This is a genomic window from Catenulispora subtropica (assembly GCF_039531675.1).
GTDB classification, from domain to species: Bacteria; Actinomycetota; Actinomycetes; order Streptomycetales; family Catenulisporaceae; genus Catenulispora; species Catenulispora subtropica.
On sequence record NZ_BAAAQM010000063.1, the window covers coordinates 13,679 to 31,466 of the forward strand.

At 71.1% G+C, this 17,788-nt stretch carries 16 protein-coding genes; 5 read left to right on the forward strand and 11 right to left on the reverse strand.

The features are described from left to right. Positions 1 to 69: 69 nt before the first annotated feature. The 3 genes from ABD466_RS37140 to ABD466_RS37150 form a co-directional block, all read right to left on the reverse strand. Positions 70 to 951 carry a carbohydrate ABC transporter permease gene (locus ABD466_RS37140; protein ID WP_344661957.1) on the reverse strand — a complete coding sequence of 294 codons (882 nt, stop codon included), beginning with the start codon at positions 949 to 951 and terminating at the stop codon, positions 70 to 72. Position 952: 1 nt separating this feature from the next. After that, a complete protein-coding gene (locus ABD466_RS37145) occupies positions 953 to 1,897 on the reverse strand; it encodes a carbohydrate ABC transporter permease (protein WP_344661958.1) in 945 nt (314 codons plus the stop codon). Positions 1,898 to 2,025: 128 nt separating this feature from the next. Continuing rightward, complete coding sequence (locus ABD466_RS37150; RefSeq protein WP_344661959.1) at positions 2,026 to 3,480, reverse strand: extracellular solute-binding protein; 1,455 nt, start codon at positions 3,478 to 3,480, stop codon at positions 2,026 to 2,028. Positions 3,481 to 3,738: 258 nt separating this feature from the next. Between ABD466_RS37150 and ABD466_RS37155 the strand changes: the two genes are divergently transcribed. Beyond that, a complete protein-coding gene (locus ABD466_RS37155; protein ID WP_344661960.1) occupies positions 3,739 to 4,794 on the forward strand; it encodes a LacI family DNA-binding transcriptional regulator in 1,056 nt (351 codons plus the stop codon). Between the two features lie 93 nt (positions 4,795 to 4,887). Further along, complete coding sequence (locus ABD466_RS37160; protein WP_344661961.1) at positions 4,888 to 5,544, forward strand: GntR family transcriptional regulator; 657 nt, start codon at positions 4,888 to 4,890, stop codon at positions 5,542 to 5,544. Here ABD466_RS37160 and ABD466_RS37165 read toward each other — a convergent pair. Next, positions 5,529 to 6,665: a CaiB/BaiF CoA transferase family protein gene (locus ABD466_RS37165; RefSeq protein ID WP_344661962.1), complete on the reverse strand. Its 1,137-nt coding sequence runs from the start codon at positions 6,663 to 6,665 to the stop codon at positions 5,529 to 5,531. The two genes, ABD466_RS37160 and ABD466_RS37165, sit on opposite strands and share 16 nt — an antisense overlap. A gap of 50 nt (positions 6,666 to 6,715) precedes the next feature. On the opposite strand from ABD466_RS37165, the gene ABD466_RS37170 reads away from it, so the two are divergent. The 3 genes from ABD466_RS37170 to ABD466_RS37180 all read left to right on the forward strand — a co-directional run bounded on the left by ABD466_RS37170 (position 6,716) and on the right by ABD466_RS37180 (position 10,172). Continuing rightward, entirely contained in the window at positions 6,716 to 7,891 is a 1,176-nt protein-coding gene (locus ABD466_RS37170; RefSeq protein ID WP_344661963.1) for an acyl-CoA dehydrogenase family protein, read from the forward strand. Between the two features lie 51 nt (positions 7,892 to 7,942). Then, the gene (locus ABD466_RS37175) at positions 7,943 to 8,779 is read left to right on the forward strand and encodes an SCO4651 family lipoprotein (RefSeq protein ID WP_344661964.1); all 837 of its coding nucleotides are present in this window, start codon (positions 7,943 to 7,945) and stop codon (positions 8,777 to 8,779) included. A gap of 169 nt (positions 8,780 to 8,948) precedes the next feature. Further along, the gene (locus ABD466_RS37180) at positions 8,949 to 10,172 is read left to right on the forward strand and encodes a D-alanyl-D-alanine carboxypeptidase family protein (RefSeq protein WP_344661965.1); all 1,224 of its coding nucleotides are present in this window, start codon (positions 8,949 to 8,951) and stop codon (positions 10,170 to 10,172) included. A gap of 108 nt (positions 10,173 to 10,280) precedes the next feature. Here the strand turns inward: ABD466_RS37180 and ABD466_RS37185 are convergent, their stop codons facing one another. From ABD466_RS37185 to ABD466_RS37215, 7 genes are all read right to left on the reverse strand, one after another. Beyond that, on the reverse strand, positions 10,281 to 11,168 hold the full coding sequence (locus ABD466_RS37185) for an alpha/beta fold hydrolase (protein ID WP_344661966.1): 888 nt from the start codon (positions 11,166 to 11,168) through the stop codon (positions 10,281 to 10,283). Positions 11,169 to 11,242: 74 nt separating this feature from the next. Then, positions 11,243 to 11,665, reverse strand: coding sequence for a peptide-methionine (R)-S-oxide reductase MsrB (gene msrB / locus ABD466_RS37190; RefSeq protein ID WP_344661967.1), 423 nt, complete (start codon positions 11,663 to 11,665; stop codon positions 11,243 to 11,245). A gap of 178 nt (positions 11,666 to 11,843) precedes the next feature. Then, entirely contained in the window at positions 11,844 to 12,464 is a 621-nt protein-coding gene (locus ABD466_RS37195) for a PKD domain-containing protein (RefSeq protein WP_344661968.1), read from the reverse strand. 51 nt (positions 12,465 to 12,515) lie between these two features. Beyond that, positions 12,516 to 13,235: a response regulator gene (locus ABD466_RS37200; RefSeq protein ID WP_344661969.1), complete on the reverse strand. Its 720-nt coding sequence runs from the start codon at positions 13,233 to 13,235 to the stop codon at positions 12,516 to 12,518. A gap of 103 nt (positions 13,236 to 13,338) precedes the next feature. Further along, positions 13,339 to 14,100 (reverse strand): LuxR C-terminal-related transcriptional regulator, encoded by a 762-nt coding sequence (locus ABD466_RS37205; RefSeq protein WP_344661970.1) that lies wholly within the window; start codon positions 14,098 to 14,100, stop codon positions 13,339 to 13,341. Further along, on the reverse strand, positions 14,100 to 15,788 hold the full coding sequence (locus ABD466_RS37210; RefSeq protein ID WP_344661971.1) for an ATP-binding protein: 1,689 nt from the start codon (positions 15,786 to 15,788) through the stop codon (positions 14,100 to 14,102). The genes ABD466_RS37205 and ABD466_RS37210 overlap by 1 nt, the downstream gene beginning before the upstream one ends. A gap of 159 nt (positions 15,789 to 15,947) precedes the next feature. Then, positions 15,948 to 17,765, reverse strand: coding sequence for an ABC-F family ATP-binding cassette domain-containing protein (locus ABD466_RS37215; protein ID WP_344661972.1), 1,818 nt, complete (start codon positions 17,763 to 17,765; stop codon positions 15,948 to 15,950). Between the last annotated feature and the right edge of the window lie 23 nt (positions 17,766 to 17,788).

Below are 17,788 nucleotides of genomic sequence, written 5' to 3' on the forward strand. Positions count from 1 at the left end.
TCTGTACTCGAAGCAGACGCGGATGCGGAATGCGAGACGTGATGTGACGGGACAGGATTCAGGGCCCTGTCAGCCCTTGACGCCGCCCACGGTCAGGCCGGCCATGATGTTGCGCTGGAACACCAGGAACAGCGCGATGGTCGGGATCGAGGCCAGGAACAGCCCGCCGATCAGGGCGTTGTCCGGCATCGAGGTGGCCGCGGTGTTGACGCCGACGTTCAGCGTCTCGTGCTCCGGCACCGTGATCAGCGGCCACAGGAAGTCCTTCCAGACCGCGACCACCGCGAAGATCGACACCACCCCGAGGATCGGCCGGGAGATCGGCAGCACGATCCGCCACAGTGTGCGCAGCGGTCCGGCGCCGTCCACCGCGGCGGCGTCCAGCAGGTCGTTCGGGATGGAGTCGAAGAACCGCTTGAGCAGGAACACGTTGAAGGCGTTGGCCACCGTCGGCAGCCAGATCACCCAGGGGGTGTTCTGCAGGTTCCAGTGCACGATCGGCAGGTCCAGCACCGTCAGGTACTGGGGGACCACCAGCGCGGTGGCCGGGATCAGCATCGAGGCCAGCATCGCCGCCAGAATCCAGTTGCCGAGGATCGGCCGCAGCTTGGACAGCGAGTAGGCGGCCGCGACGCAGAAGACGAGCTGGAACACCAGCGCGCCGCCGGCGTAGACGATCGTGTTCCACAGCAGCTGCGCCATCCCCAGCCGGTCCCACGCCAGGGTGAAGGCGTGCGTGGAGGGGTGAGCGGGCAGCAGCACCGGGGGAGTGCGCACCAGTTCCTGCGAGCTCTTGAAGCCGCCGGTCGCCAGCCAGAAGAAGGGGAAGATGAAGACCGCGGTGGCGGTCAGCAGCGCGATGCCGAGGGCGATCCAGTACGCCCGCTTGCCGCGCGGGGTGTTCAGCCGCGAGCGGGAGATCAGGGTCCGGTGATAAGTCTGGGCAGCCATCTCAGTCCTCGCCTCCGCGGCGCTCCAGCCAGACGTACACGGCTGAGAAGATCGCCAGGACCACCAACATGATCACGCCGAGCGCGGCGGCGGTGTTGAACTTGTTGTAGGTGAACGCGTAGTTGTAGAGCAGGTAGACGATCGTGGTGGTGGAGCCCTCGGGGCCCCCGCCGGTGAGCACGAACGGTTCGGTGAACACCTGCATCGTCGCCACGATCTGCAGCATCAGCATCAGCGACAGGATGAGCCGGGTCTGGGGGATCGTGACGTGCCGGACGCGCTGCAGGATGCTGCAGCCGTCCAGTTCCGCGGCCTCGTAGAGATCGCCCGGAATCCCTTGCAGCGCGGCCAGGTACACCAGCGTCGCCGAGCCCATGTTGCCCCAGGTCGAGACCAGCACCAGCGAGGGCGTCGAGCTGGATTTGGACGCGTACCACTGTGAGGTGGGCAGGTGCAGGAAGTGCAGCCCCTGGTTGAGCAGGCCGTACCCGGGGTCCATGAAGTAGCGGAACAGCAGGATGCCGGCCACCGGCGGCAGCATCACCGGCAGGTAGACGAGGATCCGGAAGTAGCCCTGGGCGTGCCGGAACTCGTTGATGACGATCGCGACGACGAACGGCGTGGCGAACCCGAAGACCAGCGCCAGGCCGCTGAACTTCAGGGTGTTGCGCCAGGCCGACCAGAACTCGGGGTCGTTCACGATCTGGCGGTAGTTCGCCAGGCCCGCCCAGGTCGTCACGTTGCGGTGGGTGCGCTGGAAGGACATGACGATCTCGCGGACCATCGGGTACCACGTGAACAGCGCGAAGCACAGCAGCGCGCCGAGCAGGAAGGCGTGCGCCCGGGCGTTGCGCGCGGCCGCGCGGCGCAGTTCCTTCCAGGCGCTCCGGCGTCCGCTCCGGGCGGTGCCCCCGCGCACCCGCTCGGGGGACATGACATAGGCCATCGTTGTCGACTCCTTGCTTCTCGATCGGCGCTTGTCGACCGGCCCGGCTCCCGACCGGCCGGGGACCGCCGCGGGGCGGCCGGCCCGGGTCCCTCATCCCCGGGCCGGCCCACCCCCGCGCGAGGCGGCTACTGGTTGGCCAGGATCTGGTTGACCTGCGACTCGGCGTTGCCCAGGAGCTTGGCCGGATCGGCGCCGGCGTCGGTCATGGCGGCCGACATCGCGGTGTCCAGCACCTTGTAGAGCTGCTGCGCCGCCGGCGGTTCGAGGACCGGCGGGATCGGGTTGTCCACGAACGGCTTGTACTGGTCGACCGGCAGCGTCGCGGACGTCGTCAGATCGGTCTGGACCTGCGTCATCTGGGGCGAGGACGGGTTCCAGAAGAACTTCTGCGGCAGGCCGATGGCGGCCGGCTTGTCCGTGGAGGCCAGGGCCTTGGCCCGGGCGAAGTCGAACTGGCCCTTGCCCGGGGTGAGGTACTCGAAGTCGATCCAGGCGATCAGGGCCTTGATCTGGTTCGGGGTCAGCCCCTTCTTGAAGTAGTAGACGTCGCCGCCGGCCAGGGTGCCGGTGGCCGGGCCGCCGGCGCCGGGGATCGGGCCCATACCGAACAGGCTCTTGTCCGCGCCCATGACCTCGACCAGGTGCTGGATCACGTCCGGCGCGCCGATGAACATCCCGACCTTGCCGGTGGCCAGGGGCGGGAAGGCGGCGTCCCACTTGGGCACCGGGGTGGCGCCGATGCCGCCGTCCTTGCGCATGTTCGCCAGCCGCTGCAGGACCTGCTTGCCCTGGTCGCTGTTGAAAGCGGCCTTCTTGCCGTCGTCGCTGACCATCTTGCCGCCGAGGCTGTCGAGCTCCGAGGCGAAGTGCCAGCCGCCGGTGTTGCCGCCGCTGTAGTCCTCGTAACCGGTGATCCCGCCGCCGAGGGCGGAGATCTTGGCCGCGTCGGCCTCGACCTCGTCCCAGGTGGTCGGCGGCTTGTCCGGGTCCAGGCCGGCCTTCTTGAACAGGTCGCGGTTGTAGATCAGACCCTGGGTGTAGTAGTTGATCGGCAGCGAGTAGGTCTTGCCGCCGTCCTGCATGTTCTGCTTCACACCCGGCAGCAGCTGCGAGAAGCCCGGCAGCGTCTGGTCGTTGACGTAGGCGCTGATGTCGATCGCGTCGCCGGAGTCCAGCACCTGGTTCTTGTCGGTGAAGTAGGCGTGGAAGGCGCCGGTCTCGTTGTGCGCCTTGAGCATCGCGGTGAACTGCGGCGGGTCCTCGACCTGGCCGACGTACGGCTTGGCGTTGACGGTGACGTTCGGGTAGAGGATCTTGAAGGCCTGCAGGTCGTCGGCGTAGGTCGCCTTGTTCGCGGCCTGGTCCGCGCCGGGTGCGCCGTCGATGGAGATGGTCACCGTGGCGTTCGAATCCAGCGGCTTGCCGTCGGCGACGCCGTCCGCGGCGTTGCCGCCGCCCTTGCTCCCGGTGTCGCCTCCCTTGGAAGAACTGGAGGAGCTGGAGGAGCAGGCCGCACCCGTGATGGCTATACCGGCCGCCACAACCAGCGCGACCACCGTGCGTGATCCGTTGCGTTTCATGCGTGTAACCCCTGACTCGATGGATGGGGATGTGCCGTACCGCTGTCATCCGGCGTGCGGCAAAGGTACAACCGTCAACAGGTGCCTGCAAGAGTCCGATGAAACATTGGAAGAATACGACTGGGTGACGAATGATCCACTGCCTCTTCTCGCTCCCGGTCGACGAGGGGGTCAATGGTTGCCTTCGAATCTCGGATTCTTGCGCGGCTTGGCGGGAACCCATCGCGTTCTTGCTGTTTCCTGCTCTACTCTTGCGGCATGACGAGCAGACTCGCCGAGGTGGCGCAGAAGGTGGGCGTCAGCGAGGCCACCGTGAGCCGGGTCCTCAACGGCCGCCCCGGGGTCTCCGAGGCCACCAAGACCGCGGTGCTGACCGCGCTGGACGTGCTGGGCTACGAACGCCCGACCCAGCTGCGCGGCGAACGCGCGCGGCTGATCGGCCTGGTACTCCCCGAGCTCCAGAACCCGATCTTCCCGGCGGTGGCCGAGGTGGTGGGCGGCGCCCTGGCCCAGCGCGGCTTCACGCCGGTCCTGTGCACCCGCACCGCCGGCGGCCTGTCGGAGTCCGACTACGTGACGATGCTGCTGGACCAGCACGTCTCCGGGGTGGTCTTCGCCGGCGGCCACTTCGCCGAGGCCGACGCCCCCCACGAGCACTACCACCTGCTCCGTGAGCGCGGCATCCCGGTGGTCCTGTTCAATGCCGCCGTCGAGCACCTGGAGCTGCCGCAGGTCTCCACCGACGACACCGTCGCGGTCGAGCAGGCCTTCGGCCACCTGGCCTCCCTCGGCCACGAGCGCATCGGCCTGGTAATCGGCCCCGAGGACCACGCCCCGTCCCGCCGCAAGCTGGCGGCGTACCGGGAGCAGTGCGCCCGCCACGGCCGTGAGGTGGACGAGAGCCTGATCGAGCACGCGATGTTCGCCCTCGAAGGCGGCCACGCGGCGGCGACCCGCCTGCTGCGCGCGGGCGCCACGGGGATCATCTGCGGCAGCGACCCGCTGGCGCTGGGCGCGATCCGGGCCGTGCGCCGGGCCGGGCTGCGGGTGCCGCAGGACGTGTCGGTGATCGGGTTCGACGACTCGGCGTTCATGAACTGCACCGACCCGCCGCTGACGACGGTGCGCCAGCCGATCGAGGCCCTGGGCCGCGCGGCGGTGACGCTGCTGGTGAACCAGATCGAGGGCGCCCGGGTGGCGGCGGAGGAGCTGCTCTTCGAGCCGGAGCTCGTGGTGCGGGGATCGACGGGATCGGTGGCGGCGCGGGCCGGGACCGGTGCCGCGGCTTCCCAGTCGTCCCCGGTGGGAAGCTGAGGCGCTGACCGGACTCGCCGTCCCGCCGTCGCCCCACGCTTCCCCGTGTTACCGTTTTGGATCCAGTCCGGCTGATCCGCACAGGGAGGCGCCGTGTCCGACCCGGCATCGCGGCCGCCGACCGCGCAGCAGTTCGTGCTGGCCGAGGTGCGGCGGGCGATCACCTCGGGAGAGTTGAAGCCGGGGTCCGCCATCCGGCAGGAGGCTTTGGCCGAGCGGCTGGAGGTGAGCCGGGTTCCTCTGCGCGAGGCGCTGAAGACGCTGGAGGGCGAGGGGCTCGTCACCTACCGGGCGCATCGGGGGTACCGGGTCGCCGAGCTGTCGATGGCTGATCTGCGTGAGGTCTATCGGTTGCGGGAGATCCTCGAAGCTGAGGCGGTGCGGGCGGCGGTTCCCCTGCTGGACGAGAGTGTGTTCGCTGAGCTGGAGGCTGCTCAGGAGGTCGTGGAGCGGGCGGCCGGCGACGGTGCCGTCGAGGATATGGCGCGGGCCAACCGACGGTTTCACTTCACGTTGTTCGAGGCCGCGGGGATGCCGCGGTTGGCGCGGATCATCGGCACGCTGTGGGACAGCACCGACGCCTATCGCAGCCTGTACTACGCCGGGGAGGAGAACCGGCGGCATGTCGTGGCCGAGCACCGCGCGGCGTTGGCGGCGTTGCGGGCCGGTGACGCCGAAGGGGCCGTGCGGTGGTTCGACCGGCATCGGGGTGCGGCGGTCGACGTTCTGGCCCATCAGCTCGAGGGCTGAGCCAGCCACTTCCGGAGCGCGTTTCCGTCCGCGTCCAAAGCCGGCGGCGCGCTCCGATACGAGGCGGGAGTCGCCCCGAAGCGCACTGGATGCGCGCTCTGGCGCACGCCTTCCACCTCGACCGCAGCGTCGAGACCGAGTGACTCCGCGAGCCCGAAGGCTCCCGCCAGGTCGTTGATGGGCCCGCACGGTACGCCGACTGAGGTCAGAGACGTCGTCCAGTGTTCCGCGGACGCGGTCGCCAGAAGCGCGTTCAGCTCCGCCGCCAACGCCTCGCGGTGCGCGACCCGCTTCTCGTTCGTCGCGAAGCGATCGTCGGCGGCGAGCCGCGGTGCGCCGAGCGCTGTGCACAGGCTGTGGAACTGGCGGTCGTTGCCGGCCGCGATCACCATCGGGCGGTCCGCCGTTTCGAAGACCTCGTACGGCGCGATGCTCGGGTGCCGGTTGCCCATCGCCCGCGGCACCGTGCCCGCCGCCAGGTACGCCGAGGCGTGGTTCACCAGGCCCGACAACAGCGACGTCAGCAGCGAAACGCTCACCTGCTGGCCCTCCCCGGTCGCGTCGCGGTGGCGGAGGGCGGCCAGGATGCCGAACGCCGCGTGCAGCCCGGTCACCACGTCGACGAGGGCGACGCCCGCCTTCGTCGGCGCGTCCGGTTCGCCGGTCACGCTCATCAGCCCGCCGACCGCCTGGGCCAGCAGGTCGTAGCCGGGCAGAGCGGCGCCCGCGCCGTCGCCGAAGCCGGTGATCGAGCAGTACACGACGCCGGGGTTCGTCTCGCGCATCGCCGCGTAGCCCAGCCCGAGGCGGTCCATCGTGCCCGGCAGGAAGTTCTCGACCACCACGTCCGCGCGCCGTATCAGCTCCCTGGCGAGGGTGGCGTCCCCGGGTGTGCGCAGGTCCAGGGCGACGGAGCGCTTGTTGCGGTTCACCCCGAGGAAATAGGTCGCGGTGCCGTCCGGGGCGAACGGCGGGCCCCAGGCGCGGGTGTCGTCGCCGGTTCCGGGGCGCTCCACTTTGACCACGTCCGCGCCGAGGTCGGCCAGCAGCATGGTGGCGTACGGGCCGGCCAGGACCCGGCTGAAGTCGGCGACGAGGACGGTGGACAGAGGACCGGTCATGGCCGAAACGATACTGGATCCAAAATCCATTCTGTGGTGGAGTAGGGGCCATGCCCTCCAAGCCTGTCTCCCCGCTGGACCTGTTCGCGATCGACGGTCTGCTCAGCGACGAAGAGCGCGCCATGCGCGACCTGGTCCGTTCCTACGGCAGCCGCGAGCTGCGCCCGCACATCGCCGACTGGTTCGAGGCCGGCACGCTGCCGGCCCGGGACGTGGCGCGCGGCCTCGGCGCGCTCGGCGTGCTCGGCATGCACCTGCACGGCTACGGCTGCGCCGGCACCAGCGCCCTGTCCTACGGTCTGGCGTGCATGGAGCTGGAGGCGGTCGACTCCGGGCTGCGCTCGCTGGTGTCGGTGCAGGGTTCGCTGGCGATGTTCGCGATCTGGCGGTACGGCTCCGAGGAACAGAAGCAGGCCTGGCTGCCGCGGATGGCCGCCGGTGAGGCGATCGGCTGCTTCGGGCTGACCGAGCCGGACTTCGGGTCCAACCCGGCCGGCATGCGGACGACGGCCAAGCGGGAGAACGGCGGCTGGGTGCTGAACGGCACCAAGATGTGGATCACCAACGGGTCGGTGGCGGACGTCGCCGTGGTGTGGGCCGGGACCGAGGACGGGATCCGCGGGTTCGTCGTCCCGGCCGGCACGCCCGGGTTCAGTGCTCCGGAGATCAAGAAGAAGCTCTCGCTGCGGGCGAGCGTCACCAGCGAGCTCGTGCTCGAGGACGTGCGACTGCCGGAGGACGCTCTGCTGCCCGGCGCGCGGGGCCTGTCCGGTCCGCTCGGCTGCCTGGACGAGGCCCGCTTCGGCATCGTCTTCGGCGCGCTCGGCGCGGCCCGCGACTGCCTGGAGGCGGCCATCGCCTACTCCCTGGACCGCGAGGTCTTCGACCGGCCGCTGGCCGGCTTCCAGCTCACCCAGCAGAAGCTCGCCGACATGGCGCTGGAGCTCGGCAAGGGCATGCTCCTCGCGCTGCACCTGGGCCGGCTGAAGGACGCCGGGCACCTGGACCCGCGACAGGTCAGCCTCGGCAAGCTGAACAGCGTGCGGGAGGCGCTGGCCATCGCCCGCGAGTGCCGCACCATCCTGGCCGCGAACGGGATCACGCTGGAGTACCCGGTGCTGCGCCACGCCAACAACCTGGAGTCGGTGCTGACCTACGAGGGGACCAGCGAGATCCACAGCCTGGTCATCGGGCGGGCGCTGACCGGGATTTCCGCGTTCGTGTAGCCGTGCCGACTGATAGCGTCGCCGCTCACCTGATCGTGAGGGGAGAGAACGATGGTCACGGGGTGGAGCGTGCGGCGCCGGAGTGCGTTGGCGGTGTCGGCGGTCGTCGTGGCGGCGGCCGCGGGCTGCGGAGGCTCGTCGAAGGCGGCGAAGAGCGGGCTCGCCGCCGACGCCGCCGACGCCGCCGGCAAGACGGTGAGTTTCGAAGGCGACGCGGTCGCCGAGGGCATGACCGGGAAGCTGACAGGCGTCCTGGACTTCTCCGGGGACGTGCGGGCGGACTTCACGATCACGATCGCCGCGTCCGATGACCCGAAGGCGCCGCCGCGGATGCGGACGGTCATGGACGGCGAAGCGGAATACCGAAGCGCGGAGGCGTACACGAACGCCCGTCCCCAGGCCGCCAAAGCCCTGGGCGGGAAGCACTGGGTCAAGTCGGAGGCCTCGTCCGTCCTGCACCTGAACACCTCCGGCGCGGTGCTCGGCGCCGTGACGCTGGAGACCGACACCGACCTGGTCGAAGCCCTGGCGGCGGTCTTCGAGTCCGGCGTGCTGAAGCCGGACGGCGCCGGCCACTACGCGGGAACCGTGGACGCCGGCACGCTCGGGGCCTCCACGTTCGACGCCGCCCACCGCGCGGCGATCACCTCGGCGATGCGGCGGACCTCGGTGACGGCGGAGAAGCTCGAGGTCTGGCTCGGCGCGGACGGCCTCCCGGCCGAGATCAAGTACGTCGACGACGTGGCCGCGGGCAAGAAGCCCTCGCACGCCGACCTCCGGTTCCACGACTGGGGCAAGCCGGTGACCGTGGCCTCGCCCCCGGCGTCGGACACGATCGGCTTCGACGACTTCCTGACGGCGCTCAAGACCACGATCGCGGCCGGATAGCCCGATCGCTCTGCGGTGTTTGGGGGACGTACGCTCAGCCCCCTAATGTGTGGACGTGCGGAGGAGCGGAGCACTGATGTCCGAATCGGGGGAGTGCGGGAAGCGGGGCCGTCACGCGTCCGGACCTATGGGGGTTTGGCGGTCGCCGGGGGTTGGAATCGCCGCAAACATGCACAAGTCGTCGGTTCATCGGGTCATCACAGCTGTCGCGGCCGGTCTGATCGCCCTCGGCGCGGCAGCCGGTCCGGCCGTCGCCGCGGCGGCACCGTCGCCGACGACGCCCACGTCCCCGGCCTCGACCCCGCTGGGGCCGACGGTCACCGCACCCGGCACGCCGCCGATCCCGGCGGACGTGCAGGCCGGCGCGTTCGTGCTGGCGGACCAGGCCACCGGGCTCGTGCTCGCCGAGCGGGCGCCGCACCAGAAGCTGCGGCCGGCCTCCACGCTCAAGGTGCTGACGGCGCTCGCGCTGCTGCCGAAGCTGGACCCGGCGGCCGTGCACGTGGCCGTGCCGGACGACCTCGCCGACTTCACCAAGAACGAGCCCGGCGGCAGCGCGGTCGGCGTCAAGCCGGGGCTGTCCTACCGGGTCTCGGACCTGTGGAACGGCGTGTTCCTGCGCTCCGGCAACGACGCGGTCGCCACGCTCGCGCGGATGGCCGGCGGGGTGCCGGCGACGGTGGACCTGATGCGCCAGACCGCGCAGCGCCTGCACGCCGACGACACCACCGTGGTGAACGCCGACGGATACGACGCCGACGGCCAGCTCTCCAGCGCCTACGACCTGGCCCTGATGGCCCGCGCCGGCCTGATGGACCCCGGCTTCCGCGCCTACTGCTCGCTGCAGCGCGCCAGGTTCCCCTCCGTCAACGGCACCACCTACGAGATCGACAACGAGAACCGCCTGCTCGGCAAGTACCAGGGCATGATCGGCGTGAAGAACGGCTACACGTCCCTGGCGCACCACACCTTCGTCGGCGCCGCCCAGCGCAACGGCCGCACCCTCGTCGTGTCGGTGTTCGACGCCGGCACGGACATCTACCAGCAGACCGCGAAGCTCCTCGACTGGGGCTTCGGCGTGGCGGCCGGCGGCCCCGGCGTGGACCAGCTGACCACCCCCGACCCGCTGGCGCGCTCGGCGGTGCCGAACGAGGCGCTGCCGCCCCCGGACGCGCAGCACCGCCCGGCCGCCGCCGACGGCGCCGACCGGCCGTCGTCGCTGCCGTCGCAGGCGGCCTCGGCACCGGCGAAGGGCGCGAAGCACGGGAGTCTGCTGGGCGATGTCTTCATGACGCTGTTGTACGTGGTGCTGGCCTTGGTGGGGGCCGTGGTGGCGCTGCGGGCGCGGGTGTTGTGGAAGCAGCGGAAGGAACGCTCGGCTTCCGACAGCTGACCACGGACGGATGTCCGCGTGCTGCATGGCGATCTCGATCGGTACCGCGACAAGATCATCACTGTGGACGGCGGCCGTTCGGCTTCGTGGCGGCGGCCTGACCCGCCCTCACCCCGCCAGCGAATCCAGGAACTCCCCGATCACCGGCGCCATCTCCGGCAGCTTCTCCTCCAACGCGAAGTGTCCCGTCTGGAACACGTGCAGCGCGGCGTCCGGCACGTCGCGCAGGTATGCCTTCGCGCCCTCGACAGTGAAGAACGCGTCGCCGTCGCCCCACAGGATCAGGGTCGGGGGGCGGTGCTCCGCGAGCCAGCGCTGCCAGGCCGGGTACAGCTCCACGTTGCTGTGGTAGTCCAGCGCGAGGGCGATCTGGGCGGCGTCGCGGCCCGGCAGGTCGAGGTAGTGCTGGTCCAGGGTCCAGCCGTCCGGGGCGATCAGGGCGGGGTCGGTGGTGCCGCCTTCGTACTGGGAGCGGGTGACCTCCTCGGTGAGGATGGCGCGGACGCGGTCCTCGGCGCCGGGGACGCCGGGCTTCTCGGCGGTGAGGGCGCGGGCGATGGGGGACAGGCCCTCGGTGTAGGCGTTGGCGTTCTGGACGATCAGGCCCGCGAACCAGTCTGGGTGGCGCTCGGCGAGGCGGAAGGCGACCGGACCGCCGAAGTCGAAGGCGTAGACGGCCAGGCGGCGGCCGCCGGCGGTGAGGCCGAGGGCCTCGATGAAGCCCTCGACGACGTCGGTGAGGGACGCGAAGGAGTACACGAAGTCGTCGGGGGCGACCGTGCGGCCGAAGCCGGGGTAGTCCGGGGCGATCAGGCGGTGGTCGGTTCCCAGGGCGTCCATCAGGCGGCGGTACTGGGCCGAGGAGCTCGGGAAGCCGTGCAGCAGCAGGACGGTCGGCGCGTCGGCGCGGTCCGGGCCGGTCTCGCGGTAGAAGACGCGGACGCCGGAGACGTCGGCGGTGCGGTGCGTGATCGCGGGCAGAGTCAGGGCGCTCATGCGATCGATTCTAACGGATGGTTCCCCTCTATGCGTTAGAAAAGGAGACGGGGATCACGAGGCCCGGCACCGGGTCAGGAGGCCGTGCTCGACGCCGTCTCCGAGGTGCACAGCATCAGTCCGATCGAGTTCACGCAGTAGCGCCACCCGCCGAGCTCCTCCGGCGCGTCCTGGAACAGGTAGCCCAGGTGTGAACCGCAGACGGCGCACCGGATCTCGGTCCGGAGCATGCCCTGCGACCGGTCCTCGTACTGCTCGATCAGGGCTTCGTCCAGCGGGGCGGAGAACGCCGCCCAACCGCATTCGGCGTTGAACTTGTTCTGCGAGCCGAACAGTGCGGTGTCGCAGCCGCGACACTGGTAGATGCCCGGGTCGTCGTTCTCGACGTATTTGCCCGACCAGGGGTTCTCGGTACCGAACTCGCGCAGCGTCCGGTAGGCGGCAGGTTCCAGGTGCTGCCGCCACTCTGCCTCGGTGCGCTCGACCTTGTACGCCATGTAGTCGAGCCTACTCAAGTCACGCCCGCGCGCCAGAGTTTTGAGAAGGCGTTACCCGCATGAGCCTTGACTCGGTACGGTCTCGCGCGGGGGTCCGGAGCAGGGCGAATGCGTGTACGAGCCCGTATTCCGATGCTTAGGCGGGCATCGGGCGGCACCAGGTTGACGTGAGACGGCATCAGGCCGCGTGTCCCCCGGTCGCCTTGACGACCGCCGTCTCGACCGGGCCCGTGACGGCCACCGCGCCGCCGAAGATCTCCACCGCCGCCGCGTCGCCGCGGGCGAGGACGACGCCGCCCGCGGCACCGTCCTTCCACTGGGTGCGGGAGGCGATCCGCGCGGTCTCGTACCGGTCGCCGCCGCCGAGGCGGGTCACGGTGGCCGCGCCGGCGGTGCCGCTCGGCGGGGTCGGGCCGCCGAGCGGGGGCGGAGGCGGAGCGGTCGGAGTGGGCACGGTGACCTGCTGCTGCACCGTCGAGTACTGCAGAGTGCCGGTGGTCACGGACAACGTGACGTAGTACGTGCCGGCGTGGGCGTAAGTGTGGGGGACTGGTGCGACCGGACTGTTCTGGACGTAAGGATCCGTACCGTCGCCCCAGTCGATGCTGACCGTGGTGATATAGGAACCGCTGGTGTCGCCGTTGGACGGCATCGGGGTCGAGGCGGTGGCGTCGGCGTGCACCAGCAACGGGTTCGACGCGTCAGGAGTCACCGTCAGCTTCGCCGTCGCCTTGATGACGGTGCCCAACGTGTACAGCTGGGGCTCGGCCTGTGATGACAGCCCGTCCTGGTCGGTCACGGTCAGGCCCAGGGACAGCGGCCCCTGCGGACCGGAAGCGAAGGGCCGTGCCTACCGCTCCTCGCCGATCCCGGCCCGCCGCGCCACGGCCACCGCGGCCAGCGTCGAGTGCACCCCGAGCTTCCCGAGCACGTTCTGCATGTGGGTGCGCACCGTGTTCGGCGACAGGAACAGGTGCTGCGCGATCGCCGCGCGGGTCATGCCCGAGACCATGCACTGCAGGACCTCGCGTTCGCGCGGGGTCAGGGCGCCGACCAGGGTCTCGTGTTCGTTGCGCTCCTGCTCCGCGGCCATCAGGTCGGTCAGGACGTAGGTGAGCAGGCGGGGCGGGATGTGCGTCTCGTCGCGGAGCACGCCGCGGACCACCTGCAGCAGGTGCTCGACCGAGCCGTCCTTGGCGACCCAGGCGTTGACGCCGCCGCGGACGGCTTCGGCGACGCGCTTCTCCTCCTCGCCGGCGGTGACCATGACGATGCGGACGTCGGCGTGGGCGGCGCGGATCTCCGTGGCGAAGCGGATGCCGTCGCGGCCGTCCAGGTCGACGTCGAGCAGGACCACGTCCGGGCGGCGTTCCTCGATCAGCCTGCGCGCGCCGTCGATGGTGGTGGTGGCGGCGACGCCGAAGCCGGGCTCGGCCCGCAGCCTGGAGGCCAGGGCCTCGGCGAAGGTGCGGTGGTCGTCGACGACCAGGATCCGGACCTCGCCGAGTCCGGTGCCGTCGAGCCGCTCGTCCAGGCGGTCCTCGAGTCCGAGGGCGGAGGCGTCAAGCATGCCGCCATCATGTCCCGGACCTGCGATCCGGCTCCACCACCATGTGGTTGAGGCCGCACTACTCCAAATGACGTAGACGCCGATCTGGACGCCCGGCGCCCGGTTACCGGGTCACGCCCAGCCGGTCGACGGCGCCGACCCGGGCCACGATCGCCGAGGCCTCGACGCGGGAGTGCGCGCCCAGCTTCACGAGCACGTTCTGCACGTGGGTGCGCGCCGTGGACTGCGCGATGTCCATCGCCCGCGCGATCTGCTTGGTGGACTCGCCCTCGACGATGCGGCGCAGCACCTCGCGCTCGCGCGGCGTGAGGTAGCGCAGCGTGCGCTCGGCCTGGTCCACGTCCGGGGCCTTCAGGTGCCGTACGGCGGCGCGCAGCAGCTCGGGGTCGACCGCGACCTCGCCGCCGGCGACGCGCTCCAGGATCTGCACGATGCCGTCGATGCGCTGGTCCTTGCGCGTGAAACCGGAGACGCCCAGGTCCAGCGCGGCGCTGACGATCGCCGGGTCGTCGGTGGCCGAGACCATCAGGACCTTGGTGCGGGGGTGCCGCTCCAGCACCGCCTGCGCCAGCTCCAGCCCCGCGGTCACCATCCGGCTGTTCGGCCGGGACACCGGGAAGGCCTGCTCGCCGACGCTGGACGGGGCCAGCTGCGGGGCGCCGGGCCGGCTCAGCCGCTGCGCCACGGCCATCGGGAAGTGCACGTCCAGCATCAGGATGTCGGGGTCCAGCGACGCCACCGCGGCCAGCCCCTGCGCCGGGGTCGAGGTGACGGCCTCGACCTGGTAGCCCTTGGCGGTCAGGGACGCCGCCAGCGACTCGGTGAGCAGGGTGTGGTCGTCGCAGAGCACGATCCTGGTGGGCATCAGAAAGCGCCTCCTGGGAGCAGGGAGAGCTGGACCGAGGCGACCGGGCGCAGCGCCGAGGCCGGGATCCGCGGCGGGTCGGTCAGACCGGCCTGCGACGGCAGCAGTATCGCGGCCACCGCGGTGTCGTCCTGGCCGGTCGCGGTGATGTGGAAGGAATGGGGAGTGTGCGGGGCGCCGGCCTCGGCCGGTGCCTCAAGCGGTTGAGCGGACGCCGCCGCGTTCGGCGCGGGGACCTCGCCGCGGGTCCGGTCCGGGGCGCGGAAGACGTCGAACAGGCCGGGGGCGGGCTCGGGCGCGGGCTCGACAGCAGCGGGCTGCGGCGCACCGGACGCCAGCTGCGGTGTGCTCCCGGCGCTGAACAGCGCGCCGTGCGCGGTCGACCCGCTGGGCGTGGCCTGTTCGGCCGAACCGAAGGGACCGGCGACGGCGCCGCTGGTGAGCTGGGCCTGCTCCGGAGGCCCGCTGATCGCCGTCGCCCCCGGTATCGCGCTGATCCGGGTGGCGACCGCGTGGCCGCCGGTCACCGCGGCCGGGTCGTCGTCGACCCCGTCCGGATCGTCGTCGAAGTCGTCGAAGTCGTCGAAGTCGTCGTCGAACGCATCGAACTCGTCGAAGTGGTCGAAGTGGTCGAACTCGTCGAAGTCCACCACCACCGCCGGCCGCAGTCCCCCGGCGGCCAGCTCCTCGGCCAGCGCCGCCAGCGAGACCTCGCCGTGGATGGTCTTGGCCAGCTCGTCGTCCGCGCTCAGCGTCCGGACCGGGGTCACCGGCAGCACCATCCGGATCAGGGCGCCGCCCAGCGGGCCCTCGGCGACCTCCACCGAGCCGCCGGCCGCCTCCACCGTGCGGCGCACCACGGCCAGGCCCAGGCCGTGCCCGGCGGGGATGTTGCCGAAGCCGGGGCCGCTGTCGTCGACCTCGATGACCGCGCGCTCGCCCTGGCCGGTCTCGAAGCGGCGCACCGTCACCTGCACACGGCCGCTCCCGCCGGCCGCGCGGGTGCCGTTGGACAGCACGTTGCCCAGGGCGCGCTTGAACAGCACCGGGTCGACCGTGACGTGCAGCGGTTCGTCGGCGGCGGCCAGGGATATCCGGCCGCTGAAGGTGGCCCGCCAGCGCTCCACCGACTCCGCGGCCAGCCCGGCCACGTTGCACGGCACCGGGTCGCCGAGGCCGTCGACCCCCTGTTTGGCGTCGTCCAGGAACTGGCGGACCGTGGCCGATATGTCCTCGGTCTGCGTCATGATCTCCTGCAGCACCTCGCGCACCCGCTCCGGCACGTCGGGCCGCATCTCGGCGGCCGAGGCCAGCATCAGGATCGCGGCCACCGGCTGGCGCAGGTCGTGGCAGACCTCGCGGACGCGTTCCAGCGGGATCGCGGTCCCGCCGTGCGCGTAGAGCATGGCCTCGCGGCGGTGCGAGCCCTGATACGCCTCCAGGTCGGTGCCGGGGGCGTGGGCGGAGCCGGGGACCGCGAGGGCGCCGGAGGTGCCCCGGCCGGCCGCGGCGGCATCCGCGGCCTGCTGGGCGCGCAGCTCGCGCAGGTCCAGCAGCACCGTCTCGTCGGTGCCGCGCAGGTACGGGTCGGCGGGCGCGGCCGGACCGCCGGGGCCGCCCGGGCCGTTGAAGCCGCTCGGCCGGGCTACGTCAGGCGGAGGAGGCGTGGCCTCCGTCGTCGCGCTCATGCTCGTTCCCCACCCCAGGTCCTCCGGGCGCGGTGCAGCGGCCGGAGCGACGGACGCCGGGCCCCGGCCCGTCCGTTCGCGAAGCGTGCCACCCGCCTCCCCCTCGCTCCAGCCGTGCTGCCGAACAGCCGGCCAATGGTCAACGAGGTCCGGTCCCGTCTACTCGGAGAGTGAGAGCCACTCATCCTCCAGACGGAGTCGTTCCTCATGCAACTCGCGTAGCTTAGCGTCCGCTTCGGCTGCTGCGAGATAGTCTCCCCCAATTCGGGAGAGCTCCTCGTGCAGTTTCGCCTCGGCCTCGGCGATCTTGTCCAGGCGCCGTTCGATGCGCGCCAGCTCCTTCTTCGCCGCCCGCTGCTCCTGCGAGCTGGTACTGCCCTTCGCCTGGTTCGACGGTTGAGTGGCGGATTTGGTTGTACGCGGTTCGGCCGGACGTGTGACCTGCTCCGCGCGGTGCGCCAGGTACTCGTCGACGCCGCCCGGCAGCAGCCTGATCCGCCCGTCGCCGTAGAGCGCCGCCACCCGGTCGGTGGTGCGCTCCAGGAAGTAGCGGTCGTGGCTGACCACCAGCAGGCTGCCGGGCCAGCCGTCGAGGATGTCCTCGAAGGCGGTGAGGGTGTCGATGTCCAGGTCGTTGGTGGGCTCGTCGAGCAGCAGCACGTTCGGGGCGTCCATCAGCAGGCGCAGCAGCTGCAGCCGGCGCCGCTCGCCGCCGGACAGGTCGCCGACCCGCGTCCACTGCTTCTCGCCGGTGAAGCCGAACCGCTCCAGCAGCTGGGAGGCGGTCAGGGTCTTGCCCTTGCCGAGGTCCACCGTGGAGTGGACCTTCTCGACGGCCTCCAGCACCCGCCACGCCGGATCGACCTCGGCGACCTCCTGCGACAGGTGCGCGGGCTTCACGGTGACGCCGGTGACGACCCGGCCGGAGTCCGGCTTCACCTCGCCGAGCAGCAGGCGGACCAGCGAGGACTTGCCGGAGCCGTTCACGCCGATCAGCCCCAGCCGCTCACCGGGACCGAGCTGCCAGGTGACGTCCTTGAGGAGCTGCTTGCGGTCGGTGCCGTCACCCACGGCGTAGGAGACGTCCTCCAACTCGTAGACCGTTCGCCCGAGCCGGCTGGCGGCGAACTTCTGCAGCTCGGCGCTGTCCCGGGCCGGCGGCTCGGCGGCGATGAGGGCGTTGGCGGCGTCGATGCGGAACTTCGGCTTGCTGGTCCGCGCCGGGGCGCCGCGCCGCAGCCACGCCAGCTCCTTGCGCAGCAGGTTCTGCTTGCGGTCCCACTCGGCGTCGGCCTGCCGCTGCCGCTCGGCCCTGGCCAGGATGTAGGCGGAGTAGCCGCCGTCGTAGTCGAGCACCTGCCCGTTGACGACCTCCCAGGTCCGCGTGGTGACGGCGTCCAGGAACCAGCGGTCGTGGGTGACGGTCAGCAACGCCGGTTTGGCGGTCGCCAGATGCCGGGCCAGCCACGCGATGCCCTCGACGTCGAGGTGGTTGGTGGGCTCGTCCAGCAGCAGCAGGTCGTGCTCGCCGATCAGGGCCTTGGCCAGCGCCACCCGCCGCCGCTCCCCACCGGACAGCGGCCCGATCCGCGTGTCCATCCCCTCGGGGAAGGCCGGGAAGTCGGTCCCGCCGAACAGCCCCTCGATGACGTCGCGCACCCGCGCGTCGGCCAGCCACTCGTGATCGGACTTGTCGGCGACCAGCTCATGCCGGATGGAGGCGGTGGGGTCCAGCGTGTCGTGCTGCCCCACGAACGCGACCCGCAGCCCGCCGGTGTGCGTGACCCGGCCGCTGTCCGGCTCGTCCAACTTCGCCAGCACCCGCAGCAGTGTCGACTTTCCGCCACCGTTGCGCCCGACCACACCGATCCGGTCCCCCTCGGACAGGCCGAGCGAGACTTTGTCCAGGAGGGTGCGGGCGGTGTAGGACTTGGAGACGTTCTCGAGGTTGACGAGGTTGACCGCTTGGGGTGCCATTCCGACAACGCTACCTGGTGGTG